Origin of the sequence: Streptomyces sp. NPDC057963, from assembly GCF_042887155.1 — a bacterium.
Classification (GTDB): domain Bacteria; phylum Actinomycetota; class Actinomycetes; order Streptomycetales; family Streptomycetaceae; genus Streptomyces.
Map to the genome: position 1 here is coordinate 357864 of NZ_JBHVPX010000009.1, position 11681 is coordinate 369544.

10 protein-coding genes and 1 pseudogene are annotated in these 11681 nt (G+C 72.0%); 4 read left to right on the plus strand and 7 right to left on the minus strand.

Annotation, left to right across the window (positions count from 1 at the left end):
- Window positions 1-149: 149 nt before the first annotated feature.
- From ACFVT1_RS23130 to ACFVT1_RS23140, 3 genes are all read right to left on the minus strand, one after another.
- Window positions 150-1334: an alpha/beta hydrolase family protein gene (locus ACFVT1_RS23130; RefSeq protein WP_389798428.1), complete on the minus strand. Its 1185-nt coding sequence runs from the start codon at window positions 1332-1334 to the stop codon at window positions 150-152.
- A 540-nt stretch (window positions 1335-1874) separates the two neighbouring features.
- The gene (locus tag ACFVT1_RS23135) at window positions 1875-2399 is read right to left on the minus strand and encodes an O-acetyl-ADP-ribose deacetylase (RefSeq protein WP_389798430.1); all 525 of its coding nucleotides are present in this window, start codon (window positions 2397-2399) and stop codon (window positions 1875-1877) included.
- 132 nt (window positions 2400-2531) lie between these two features.
- A complete protein-coding gene (locus ACFVT1_RS23140) occupies window positions 2532-3947 on the minus strand; it encodes a phytoene desaturase family protein (RefSeq protein WP_389798433.1) in 1416 nt (471 codons plus the stop codon).
- A 159-nt stretch (window positions 3948-4106) separates the two neighbouring features.
- Between ACFVT1_RS23140 and ACFVT1_RS23145 the strand changes: the two genes are divergently transcribed.
- Window positions 4107-4910 carry a nucleotidyltransferase domain-containing protein gene (locus ACFVT1_RS23145; protein ID WP_389798469.1) on the plus strand — a complete coding sequence of 268 codons (804 nt, stop codon included), beginning with the start codon at window positions 4107-4109 and terminating at the stop codon, window positions 4908-4910.
- Complete coding sequence (locus tag ACFVT1_RS23150) at window positions 4907-5332, plus strand: VOC family protein (RefSeq protein WP_389798435.1); 426 nt, start codon at window positions 4907-4909, stop codon at window positions 5330-5332. Before ACFVT1_RS23145 ends, ACFVT1_RS23150 begins: the two co-directional genes overlap by 4 nt.
- Here the strand turns inward: ACFVT1_RS23150 and ACFVT1_RS23155 are convergent.
- The 4 genes from ACFVT1_RS23155 to ACFVT1_RS23170 all read right to left on the minus strand — a co-directional run bounded on the left by ACFVT1_RS23155 (window position 5308) and on the right by ACFVT1_RS23170 (window position 9868).
- Complete coding sequence (locus ACFVT1_RS23155; protein ID WP_389798437.1) at window positions 5308-6135, minus strand: inositol monophosphatase family protein; 828 nt, start codon at window positions 6133-6135, stop codon at window positions 5308-5310. The genes ACFVT1_RS23150 and ACFVT1_RS23155 overlap by 25 nt on opposite strands.
- Before the next feature lie 236 nt (window positions 6136-6371).
- Window positions 6372-8213: a gamma-glutamyltransferase family protein gene (locus tag ACFVT1_RS23160; RefSeq protein WP_389798439.1), complete on the minus strand. Its 1842-nt coding sequence runs from the start codon at window positions 8211-8213 to the stop codon at window positions 6372-6374.
- 479 nt (window positions 8214-8692) lie between these two features.
- Complete coding sequence (locus tag ACFVT1_RS23165; protein WP_389798442.1) at window positions 8693-9076, minus strand: Zn-ribbon domain-containing OB-fold protein; 384 nt, start codon at window positions 9074-9076, stop codon at window positions 8693-8695.
- Window positions 9077-9196: 120 nt separating this feature from the next.
- Complete coding sequence (locus ACFVT1_RS23170; protein WP_389798471.1) at window positions 9197-9868, minus strand: TetR family transcriptional regulator; 672 nt, start codon at window positions 9866-9868, stop codon at window positions 9197-9199.
- A 145-nt stretch (window positions 9869-10013) separates the two neighbouring features.
- Between ACFVT1_RS23170 and ACFVT1_RS23175 the strand changes: the two genes are divergently transcribed.
- Complete coding sequence (locus ACFVT1_RS23175) at window positions 10014-10799, plus strand: electron transfer flavoprotein subunit beta/FixA family protein (protein WP_389798445.1); 786 nt, start codon at window positions 10014-10016, stop codon at window positions 10797-10799.
- 338 nt (window positions 10800-11137) lie between these two features.
- Window positions 11138-11681: pseudogene (locus ACFVT1_RS23180) on the plus strand (electron transfer flavoprotein subunit alpha/FixB family protein); the annotation flags it as partial.

Below are 11681 nucleotides of genomic sequence, written 5' to 3' on the forward strand. Positions count from 1 at the left end.
GGCTCCGCGCCTTGGGTCGTTGCCCGTCGGGCACGGTGCGCGCGGACCCGTCCGCGGCTGGCGCACGACAGCGCTCGCGAGCGCGGCAGCCGGCCGCTCGGCCTACTGGGGCGGTATCTGTGGCTGGTTCATGCGTCACAGCCGCCTCGCTAGGGGCGGCGGAAGAGTACCTCCGGGGTGGTGCTGGTGGGCCCGTTCAGCACGGGCCGGTTGGCAGCCTTGAGGTGCCGGTCGAAGAACGCGGCGACGAACGTGCGGGTGATCCGGGCCGACCTCTTCCCGGAGAGGGAACCCGGCTGGTCGGGTGTCCCGTTGATCTGCGCCAGGAGTGCGGGGGCGTCACTGAAGGTGTAGTGATCGCTCCCGATCACGGTCAGCCAGCGCTTCCAGCCGTCCAACCGCTTCCACGCCGTGTCCCAGCTGCGGTCGCCGCTGCCGGGGCCGGCGTCCTCGGCACCCAGCATCAGGAACGGGCGACCACCCAGCCCCCGCTGAGGGATGGGTGAGAAGAAGGAGCCGTCCATGTTGACGCCCGCGTCCACCCGGGCATCCGTGGCCATGGTGCGTGCTGTGGCTGCTCCGCCGATGGAGTGCCCGGCCATACCGATCCTGCGGGAGTCGATCATCTCCGCGTGGTTCCAGGCGGGCCGGGGCCCGGTGAGCCGGTCCAGGACGAACGACACGTCCTTGGCCCGTCCCTCGACGACCACCTCGGAGACCTCCTTGCTCTCGTCCTCGTCGCAGGCGACGCAGGACAGGACACCTCGGCCGGGGAACGCAGTTGCTGTGGACTCGAAGGCATGGTCGAGGGACGCGACCACATAGCCACGACTGGCGAGGTCCTCGGCGAGCAGCGTCAACGTCATCCGGGGCGCCCCGAACCCGGGCGAGAGGACCACGAGGGGGAACCGGCCCTTCACCGGCCGCGCGTCCTGCCGGGACCAGGTGCGCATGGCGGCCAACAGCCGCTCGCTGCCCGGGGGCACGAGATCGGACAACACGGTCCGCATCAGTTCCCGCGTCTCGTCCTCTCTCATATACCGAACCGTCCGGGTACCGGTACGCGGGCGGGCGGGGTAGTGCATGGACACCAATATCTGCCGTGCTCCGGCCCGGGGCACCCAGGGGTCCGGCCGACTGGTGTCGGTCAGATGCAGCGCGGACTGGCCGACCGTATACGGGCCGGTCGGACGGGGCAGAGTCAGGTGCTCGGCGGCTTCCGTGCCGGCCACCGGGCCGGGGGCGGAGGAAACGAGCGTGGCGACCTGCGCGAACGGAAGCATCACGGAGAACGCGAGCAGCACGGCCACGGCGCCGCGTTGGGACTTGTTCATGTCCAGACGCTAGCGACGCCCCCGGAGGAGATCGCCGACGCAGAGAACGAGACCTTCTCCTCCTGGGGGATTACGTCTTCCGCCGGTTGGCTCCTCCTGCGGAACCAGTTGTCCGAGCGCCGGAATTCCGACCGGTTCCCCTTCAACTCCCAGCGCCGACCGGCAGCCCTCCGCAAGGTCCTACCTGAAACGGGTGGCCCACTCACCTTCAGCGACGTCGGACAACGCGGACGCCCCCTTCCGTGCCGTACCCGCCTCGGCGATCCGGCGGGCTCAGGCGGGGTGTCCTCCGGTCCGCTCTGACGATGGGTCAGGATCTCCAGCATGTCGATCGCTGTCTGCCGGTGACTCACCGCCATCACGCGCGTGTCACCAGCAGGGCCGACAGCCCCGGACCGCAAGGACCTGACCTGCACACACACGCCCCGCGTCAAGATGTCACCCGTAACGCCCACACCGCACCTCACGCACACCACCCGCCCCCGCAGGTCGGCTGCCTCGGGTGGCAGGCCGAGCAATTGCTTCAGCAGCACACAGGCGTCAGCCGACCTGCGCGACGAACGCCTCGTATGCCTCGTCGTCGAAGAGGACGAACCTGACTTCCTCGACAGCTGTGCGAGCCGCCCGCACCGCCTCCACGGCGATACGCGCGGCATCCTCCAGCGGCCAACCGTACGCACCGGCTGAAATGGCGGGGAAGGCGACGGTCTTCGCACCGAGCTCGTCGGCGACGCGCAGGGACTCGCGGTAGCAGGACGCCAGCAGGGACGGATCACTGCCGGAAGCCCCGTAGACCGGGCCGACGGTGTGGATCACCCATCGGGCGTCGAGCTGTCCGGCGGTCGTGGCGACGGCCTGGCCCGTGCGCAGGCCCTTTCCGTAGTGCGACGCGCGCAACTCCCGGCAGGCGGCGAGGATCTCCGGGCCGCCGCGCCGGTGGATCGCTCCGTCGACTCCGCCGCCGCCGAGCAGGGAGGAGTTCGCCGCGTTGACGATGACATCGGCGGTCTGCCGGGTGATGTCGCCGCGTACCAGGGTGACGGTCACGGCCTCAGGTGTGCGCATGCGGCCCATGATGCCGTGTACACGCCGTCCGGGCTTCCACGGCGCCCGGAAATCGCCGCGGAAGTCCGGGCGGCCCCGGCCGCGCGGAAGTCCGGGCGGCCCGGCCCCTCACCACGGACGGGGCCGTGCCGCTCAGACCGCCCGCAGCCGCCGCCAGACCGCCTTCGCCGCGTGGTGGCCGGACATGCCGTGCACGCCGGGACCGGGCGGAGTGGCCGAGGAGCACAGGAAGACCGCCGGATGGGCCGTCGCGTACGGCACCCGTGCGAGCTTGGGCCGGATCACCGTCTGGAGGCCGGAGAACGCGCCGCACGCGATGTCACCGCCGACGTAATTGGCGTTGCGTGCCGCGAGTTGGGGCGGCCCGGCGACCGCGCGGGCGAGCACCAGGTCGCGGAAACCCGGGGCGAAGCGCTCCAACTGCCGCTCGATGACATCGGTGGCGTCGCCCTCCCAGCCCGCCGGGACGTGTCCGTACACCCAGAAGACATGCCGGCCCTCGGGCGCGCGGGACGGATCGACCAGACTGGGCTGCGCGGTGATCAGGAACGGCACGCTCGGGTCGCGGCCCGCCACCGCGGCGCTCAGCGCGGCGTCGATCTCGCCGGCCGTGGGGCCGATGTGGACCGTTCCGGCCCGGCGGGCCTCCTGCGCGGTCCAGGGGACGGGACCCGAGAGCGCGTAGTCGATCTTGAAGCAGGACGCTCCGTACCGGTAGTCGCGGTACGCGTGCCCCAGCCCCGCGATGCGGGCGAGGGCGGTGGGCGAGGTGTCGAAGACGTAGGCGCGGGCGGGCGGGAGCTCGTCGAGGCGCTTGACCTCCGTACCGGTACGGATCGTGCCGCCCTGTTCGCGTGTGTACGAGGCGAGGGCGTCGGAGATGGCCTGCGACCCGCCGCGCGGCACCGGCCAGCCCTTCTCGTGCGCGGCGAGGGCGAAGAGCAGGGCGATGCCGCCGGTGGCCACGCCGCTGACGGGGGCTATGGCATGGGCGCCGAGCCCGGCCATGAGACCGCGTGCCTTCGCGCCGCGGAACCTCCGGGAAAGCAGTGTGGCGGGCTGCAGCGCGTCGAGACCGAAACGCACCCAGCGGTACGGGTCCCGGGGCAGCCCGTCCCACGGGGTGCGGAGAAAGTCCTCGGCCAGGGTGTCCCAATGGCCGAGGAACGGGGCGACGAGCCTGCGGTACGCCCCCGCGTCCGCGGCACCCAGCGACATGGCGCTCTCCCCCACCGAACCGGTGAGCACGGCGGCCGACCCGTCCGGGAACGGGTGGGCGAGCGCCAGCTCGGGCTGGAGCCACTCCAGGCCGTGCCGGGCGAGCGGCATCCCGGCGAACGCGGGCGATCCGATGCCCAGTGGATGGACGGCGGAGCAGGGGTCGTGACGGAAGCCGGGGAGGGTGAGCTCCTCGGTACGGGCACCGCCTCCGACGGTGTCGGCCGCCTCGAAGACCTCCACGGCGAAGCCGCGGCGGGCCAGCTCGGCCGCGGCGGTCAGTCCGTTGGGCCCCGACCCCACGATGACAGCATCAAGCATCGACGGCACCTTCGGACTCCTTCGTCAGCCGACGGCCAGGACACCCAGGATATTCCGAGGCGCCGGCGGAACGGTCGCGGGTAGGGTCACCGCTCGATGAATACACCGGACTCCCCGGCCGCGCCCGTGACGGGCCCCGCCTCCGACGTTCCCGCCCGTATCGCCGACATGGCCTCCCGGCTCACCGCGCTGCCCGGCATCCGGGCCGTCGCCCTGGGCGGCAGCCGGGCCCGTGGCACCCATCGCCCGGACTCCGACTGGGATCTGGGCGTGTACTACCGCGGCGCTCCCGATGTGGCCGCACTGACCGCGCTGGCGTCCGAGGTGCAGGGCTCCCCGGCCGAGGTCGCGGGTCCCGGCGGCTGGGGACCGTGGGTCAACGGCGGGGCCTGGCTGCGGGTGGACGGCGTCCCGGTGGACTGGATCCTGCGCGATCTGGACCGGGTGGAGGCGGTCTGGGCGGACTGCCGCGAAGGACGCTTCGACGTGGGCGTACAGCCGGGGCATCCGCTCGGGTTCTGGTCCCCCGCGTATCCCGGAGAGGTCGCGCTCGGCCGGGTACTCGCCGATCCCCGGGGCGAATTGACGGCACTTCAGCAAGAGACCCGGAACTATCCCGAGCCGCTGCGCACCGCGCTCGTCCACGCCGCGTGGGAGGCCGGCTTCTCGGTGGATGCCGCCCGCAAGTCGGCCCCCACCGGTGACACGCTCCACGTAGCCCTGTGCCTGTCACGGGCGTTCGGCGTCCTCACCCAGTCCCTCCACGCCCACCACCGCGCCTGGTGTCTGAACGAGAAGGGGGCGTCGGCCGCGGCGGCCGCCCTGCCGGAGACCCCGGTGGACTTCGCCGGACGGATCGGCGAGGCGCTGCGGGGGCTGGACGCCGCGGCGGTGGAGCGGGCCGCGGAGCTGGTGCGGGACGTACAGTCGGTGCTCGCAGCGGGCGCCGGGGAGAGCGGGGTCCGGCCGTGATCGCCGAACTGCAGTGCGTGGTGCTCGACTGCTCCGATCCCGTACGCCTCGCGGAGTTCTACCGGTGTCTGCTCGGCGGCGAGGTCAACCGGCCGGACGGGCGGTGGGCGCTCGGCGACGGCTGGGCGACGCTCCACACACCGGGCGGGCCGGTCCTCGCCTTCCAGCGGGTGGCGGACCACCGGCCGCCCCGGTGGCCGGACCCGGCGCGCCCCCAGCAGTTCCATCTGGACCTCGGCGTCCCGGACCTGGACGCGGCGCAGACCCGGGCCGTCGCCGCGGGCGCGAGGGTGCTCGACGACGGCGCCGGGACAGGGCGTTCGTGGCGGATCTGCGCGGACCCGGCAGGGCACCCGTTCTGCCTGGTCCGGCACGGCAACGGCGAGGCCGCGGGCGCTCAGGCCCCGGCGCCCAGCGCCTGACGGATGCGTGCGGCGGTCGCCTCGTCGCGGGCCGCCGTGAACGGCAGGGCGTTGCCGCCGGTGATACGGAAGGGGGCTCCGGAGAGCGTGGCCTGCGCGCCGCCCGCCTCGGTGACCAGGAGCAGCCCCGCCGCGTGGTCCCAGGCGTACTCCCAGTTGAAGGCGACCGCGTCCTGGTCGCCGCGCGCGACGGCCAGGTATTCGAGGCCCGCCGAACCGCAGGGCCGTGCGTCGATGCCTTCGGTGCGCAGGCCGATCAGGGCGCGCTTCTGGTCGTCGGTGGTGTAGTCGGGGTGCGACATCGCCACCCGCAGCACGGCGCCGGGCGCGGGCGAGCCGGACCGTATCGCCTTGCCGTCGAGCGTGGCGCCGCGGCCGCGGACCGCGACGGCCATCTCGTCCAGAGCGGCCGCGTACGTCCACGAGGCGAGGAGTTCGCCGCGGTGGGCGAGGGCTACCAGGGTGCAGAAGCCCGGTTCGCCGCGGACGAACTGGCGGGTGCCGTCGACCGGGTCGACGATCCACACCGGCGCGTCGCCGCCCAGGGCGTCGTACACCTTCGGATCGGCGTGGACCGCCTCCTCACCGACGACCACCGAACCGGGCAGCAGCCGGGTCAGGGACGCGGTGAGGTGTTCCTCGGCGAGGCGGTCGGCGACGGTGACGAGGTCGTGCGGGCCGTTCTTCTCGACGATCTCGTGCGCGGCGAGCTGCCGGTAGCGCGGCGTGATCTCGGCGGCGGCCGCTGCGCGGACCGCCGCCTCGATCTCGGTCAGGTCCCCGGCGAGGAAGTCATCGATCATGCCCCCAGCTAAGCACGGTCGCCCGAGCGCCCGACGACCCGGTCGTGACGGGTAGGGGCTGTCCCGTGGTCCCTGGCGGGCGTGCGACGACGGCTGCGGCACCTCGCCGCGTTGTCGGAGCACCCGAATACATCCAGTGCATCCAGCATTCGGGCGCCCCTCCGCCTTGCGCCGCACCGCATCCGACGCCGCACGCCGGTCCACCGGGGACCACGGGACAGCCCTCGGGCGGCCGGTCAGCGTCCGACGGCGTACCCCTGCATGCCGCGCGGGTTCGCGGCCGCGGAGAGCACCCCGGTCTCCGGGTCGCGGGCGACGGCACACATCCGGCCCTCGGACCACGGGTCGCCGACGGTGACGTCGTGGCCGCGGCGGCGCAGCTCCTCGACGACCTCCGGGTCCATGCCCGCCTCGACGGTGACGCTGCCGGGGTGCATACCGCGCGGGAAGAAGGAGCCGGGAAAGCTGTCGTTGTGCCAGTTCGGGGCGTCGATGGCGCCCTGGAGGTCGAGGCCGCCGCGGACCTCGGCGCGCAGGGCGACCGCCAGGAAGAAGTGGACCTGCCACTGGTCCTGCTGGTCGCCGCCGGGCGTGCCGAACGCCATGACCGGGACCCCGTCGCGCAGGGCGACGGACGGGGTGAGGGTGGTGCGGGGGCGGCGGCCGGGGGTGAGGGAGTTCGGCAGGCCCTCGTCGAGCCAGGCCATCTGGAGCCGGGTACCGAGCGGGAAGCCGAGCTCGGGCACGACCGGGTTGGACTGCAGCCAGCCGCCGCTGGGCGTGGCGGAGACCATGTTGCCCCAGCGGTCGACGACGTCGACGTGGCAGGTGTCGCCGCGGGTCGCCCCGTCCTTCGCCACGGTCGGCTCGGCGGCATCGGCGCGGTTCTTCGCCACGGTCGGCTCGCCGACGCCCGCCGACGGGATGCCCAGGGCGTCGAAGCCCGCCGTGCCGGAGGCGACGGCGTGCGCGTGCTCGCTGAGGACGGGGGTGCGGCCGTCCGGGCTGCCGGGGCGCAGCTCGTGCGAGGCCTTGTCGGTGATGAGGGCGCGGCGCTCGGCGTTGTACGGCTCGGAGAGCAGGGTGTCGAGGGGGACGTCGGCGGCGTCGCCGTACCAGGCCTCTCGGTCGGCCATGGCGAGCTTGCAGCCCTCGATGAGCAGGTGCACGTACTCCGCGGAGCCGTACCGCGGCAGCTCGGCGGGGAGCAGGGCGAGCTGCTGGAGGAAGGCGGGGCCCTGGCTCCAGCCGGCCGCCTTGGCGAGCGTCCAGCCGTTCCATTCGTACGTGGCGGGCGCCTCGTAGGACGCGGACCAGCCGGCCAGGTCGGCGGCGGTGAGCGTGCCGGTGTGGTGGGAGCCGCTGGTGTCCATGGTGGGGCGGGCGGCCTGGCGGACCAGGGCCTCGGCGACGAAGCCCTCGCTCCAGATCTTCCGTGCGGCGTCGATCTGGGCGGTGCGGTCCTCGCCACCGGTCTCCTCCGCCTCGGCGATCAGCCGGCGCCAGGTGGCGGCGAGTGCGGGGTTGCGGAACAGCTCGCCCGGCCGCGGAGGCCTGCCACCGGGCAGGTAGACGTCGGCGGAGGACCGCCACTCGGTCTCGAAGAGTTCGCGGACGGTCTCGACGGTCTGGCCGACCCGCTCGACGGGCGCGTGGCCGTCCTCGGCGTACCCGATCGCGTACCGCAGCACCTCGCCTACCGTCTTGGTGCCGTGGTCGCGCAACAGCAGCATCCAGGCGTCGAAGGCGCCCGGCACGGCCGCGGCAAGCGGTCCGGTGCCGGGGACCAGGTCGAGGCCCAGGGAGCGGTAGTGGGCGACGGTGGCCCCGGCGGGCGCCGGGCCCTGGCCGCAGAGCACCTGGACCTCGCCGTCCTTCGGCGCCACGATCATCGGCACCTCGCCGGCCGGGCCGTTGAGGTGCGGCTCGACGACGTGCAGGACGAACCCGGCGGCGACAACGGCGTCGTAGGCGTTGCCGCCGCCCTCCAGGACAGCCATCGCGGACTGCGAGGCGAGCCAGTGGGTGGAGGACACCATGCCGAAGGTTCCCTGGAGGGTGGGACGAGTGGTGAACATGCCCTGAATCCTTGTCACTTGATTGCTGCGGGCGCGCGTTGGGTGCTCGCGGTGAGCGCTCACGGTGCGTCCCGGGGAGAATCGGGGAAAGCGACGGCGCGCCGTGCCGCGCGGGTGCTCGACCGCGACCGGGCCCCACCGGGCCGGCGGCATCCCGGCGATCTCGATCCGGGACGCCCGCCCTGTGCCCCTCCCCCCACTTCCCGGCGTCGATGAGCGGTTTCGTCAGTTCCACCACCGGCACATTCTCCGGCACCGTTTCCGGGAGCAGCCTCCTCTTCGGCTCGCCCTTCGGATCCTTCTGCTCGGCCCAGGCGTAGAGCTCAAGGCCCTGAGTCTTGGGCGATGAGGTCGCGGGATCAATTCCTTGGGCCTGGCCTTGTCCGGTGCGACTCGGCCGGGCGGCCACGCCCGGACAGGCGGCGGACAGGTACGTCCGGCGCGGGCAACTCACGCGCGGGCCGGGCCTCCGCGCAGGCTCAGTACCAGTCGTCGCTCCTGGGCGGGTCGCAGAGTTCGAAGACCACCTCGCCCGCATCCGGATCGTCACCGGCGACCGGGCGGACCCGAGCGCCGACCGCCACCAGGTGCGGCGCGGCGCCGACGACGCGGCAGCGGAACACGAAGCCCTCGGGGAGCCGGACGAGGGACTCGTTGCGCGCCGCTTCCGTGTAGCGGTGCACGACGCCGGACCTCACCACGACACCCAGTCCGGCGCTGCGTTCGGGCTTCAGATCGCTTGACGCGCACACCGGGCACAGCAGCCTTCGAAAGGAGGCCGTGCCGCACCAGCGGCACCGGTGGTAGTACAGGCCGGCTTCCTCATGCACCGCCTGCACGGTGCCACTTGACGACTGGGACATGTTTCGACCCCCTGCGCTCGGCTCGGATGCGCCGCACCTGCGCGTCGGCGCGTCCGCACCCTAGGGCACTGAGTGCTGAAACGTAAAGGCACTCAGTGCCAGATCAAGGCCGGCCGGGGGTCAGCCCTGGCCGATGGCCGACTCGACCTGCTGCACGACGCGCCACATCGGAGCACCCTTCGCCGCGACCATCACCACCACATCGCCCTCGGGCGGGGGCGGGGTCGCGCGCCCGGCGGCGGCGCTCCCCCAGGTCTGGCGCACCAGCCCGAGGGCGTGGTCCACCGCGGCCTCCGCGTCCCCCTCGCCACCCGAACGCAGCCAGGTCCGCAGCCCGTTGTTGTGCGCGGCCACCACGGACGCGGCGATCACCTCGGCCCGCAACGCGCCGTCCCCCGACCCGCCGTACCGGCCGCGGAGATAGCCGGCCAGCGTCTGCTCGTACCGGCGCACGACGGACAGTTCGTAGGTGCGCAACCCGGGTACCTCCCGGGTGAGCCGGTAGCGCTGGACGGAGAATTCGGGGTTGGCCGAGTACATCCGCAGCACGAGCCGGGCCGCGTCGCACACCGCGTCGACCGGCTCCGCGTCACCGACCGCTGCCAGGAAGGCGGTCATGTCGGCGAGGCAGCGCTCGTGGTCCGGGAAGACCGCGTCCTCCTTGGAGGGGAAGTACCGGAAGAACGACCGGCGCCCGACTCCGGCCCGCGCCACGATGTCGTCCACCGTGGTCTGCTCGAAGCCCCGCTCCAGGAAGAGCTGGAAGGCCGCCTGGGCGAGCACCTCCCGCATGGGGGCCTTCTTCGCCGGTCTGCGTGCGTCAGTCATGCGGGGAACGTAGCACCGGAGAGCGTCGAATGGCACCAGGTTCCTTTACAGAGGGTACTGAGTGCCATATCGTCATCCCTACGAACCACACCCAGGTAGGAGAGCCGGCGTGAGCTTGAGGATCGTTGTCTGTGTGAAGTACGTGCCCGACGCCACGGGTGACCGGCGTTTCGCCGATGACCTGACGGTGGACCGTGAGGATGTCGACGGTTTGCTGTCGGAGCTCGACGAGTACGCGGTGGAGCAGGCGCTGCAGATCGCGGACGGGGCCGATGACGCGGAGATCACTGTGCTGACGGTGGGTCCGGAGGATGCCAAGGACGCGTTGCGCAAGGCGTTGTCGATGGGTGCGGACAGGGCTGTTCATGTCGAGGACGACGATCTGCACGGTTCGGATGTGATGGGGACGTCGCTGGTGTTGGCGAGGGCTGTGGAGAAGGCGGGTTACGACCTGGTGGTCTGCGGTATGGCGTCCACGGACGGCACGATGGGTGTGGTTCCCGCGTTGCTGGCCGAGCGTCTGGGTGTTGCGCAGGTCACTCTGCTGTCCGAGGTCTCTGTCGAGGGCGGGGTCGTGAGGGGGCGTCGGGACGGTGACACGGCGTCGGAGCGGTTGGAGGCGTCGTTGCCGGCGGTGGTGTCGGTGACGGACCAGTCGGGTGAGGCGCGTTATCCGTCGTTCAAGGGCATCATGGCGGCGAAGAAGAAGCCGGTGGTGTCCTGGGATCTGGGGGATCTGGAGATCGAGGCGGACGAGGTCGGCCTTGCGGGTGCGTGGAGTGTGGTCGATTCCGCGGCGCAGCGTCCGGCTCGTAGTGCGGGCACGATCGTCAAGGACGAGGGTGAGGGCGGCAGGCGGTTGGCCGAGTTCCTTGCGGGTCAGAAGTTCATCTAAGGGCTGTCCCGTAATCCCCGGCGGGCGTGCGACGACAGCTACGGCACCTCGCCGCGTTGTCGGAACGCCCGAATACATCCAGTATGAGGGCGCCCCTCCGCCTTGCGATGCACCGCATCCGACGCCGCACGCCGATCCACCAGGGATTACGGGACAGCCCTTAGGGCATTTCGCCTTGTGCGGTGTGCTGCTTTTCGTGGTGTGCCGTCTGTTGGGCGTACTGCTTTTCGGGTGAGGTGCCTTGTGTGGTGTGCCGCTTCTTGCGGTGTGCTGCTCTGTGGGGTGTGTTGCCTGTCGTTCGTCTCTGTTTCTTCGTTACTCGCAGGAGAGCGTTTCCCATGGCTGAAGTTCTCGTTTTTGTCGATCATGTGGATGGTGCCGTCCGCAAGCCCACGCTGGAGCTGTTGACGCTGGCGCGTCGGATCGGTGAGCCGGTCGCGGTCGCGTTGGGTGCGGGTGCTGCCGCGACCGCGGCGGTGCTGGCGGAGCATGGTGCGGTGAGGGTTCTGACGGCGGATGCGCCGGAGTTCGCGGATTACCTCGTCGTGCCGAAGGTGGATGCGTTGCAGGCTGCTGTCGGTGTGGTGTCGCCGGTGGCGGTGCTGGTGCCGTCGTCGGCGGAGGGCAAGGAGGTCGCGGCGCGGCTGGCGGTGCGGATCGGGTCGGGGATCATCACCGATGCGGTGGATCTGGAGGCCGGTGAGGAGGGTCCGGTCGCCACGCAGTCGGCGTTCGCGGCGTCGTTCACGACCAGGTCCCGGGTCTCGAAGGGGGTTGCGGTGATCACGGTGAAGCCGAACTCGGCGCCGGTGGAGGTGGTTTCGGCCGCGGGGGCGGTCGAGGTGCTGGAGGTGTCGTTCTCCGGGCAGGCCACGGGGACGA

Excerpts from the sequence above, each read along its gene's own strand:
- ACFVT1_RS23130 (WP_389798428.1), bottom strand. The coding sequence starts at position 1,334 with ATGAACAAGTCCCAACGCGGCGCCGTGGCCGTGCTGCTCGCGTTCTCC.
- ACFVT1_RS23135 (WP_389798430.1), bottom strand. The coding sequence starts at position 2,399 with ATGCGCACACCTGAGGCCGTGACCGTCACCCTGGTACGCGGCGACATC.
- ACFVT1_RS23145 (WP_389798469.1), top strand. The coding sequence starts at position 4,107 with ATGGCCTCCCGGCTCACCGCGCTGCCCGGCATCCGGGCCGTCGCCCTG.
- ACFVT1_RS23155 (WP_389798437.1), bottom strand. The coding sequence starts at position 6,135 with ATGATCGATGACTTCCTCGCCGGGGACCTGACCGAGATCGAGGCGGCG.
- ACFVT1_RS23160 (WP_389798439.1), bottom strand. The coding sequence starts at position 8,213 with ATGTTCACCACTCGTCCCACCCTCCAGGGAACCTTCGGCATGGTGTCC.
- ACFVT1_RS23165 (WP_389798442.1), bottom strand. The coding sequence starts at position 9,076 with ATGTCCCAGTCGTCAAGTGGCACCGTGCAGGCGGTGCATGAGGAAGCC.
- ACFVT1_RS23170 (WP_389798471.1), bottom strand. The coding sequence starts at position 9,868 with ATGCGGGAGGTGCTCGCCCAGGCGGCCTTCCAGCTCTTCCTGGAGCGG.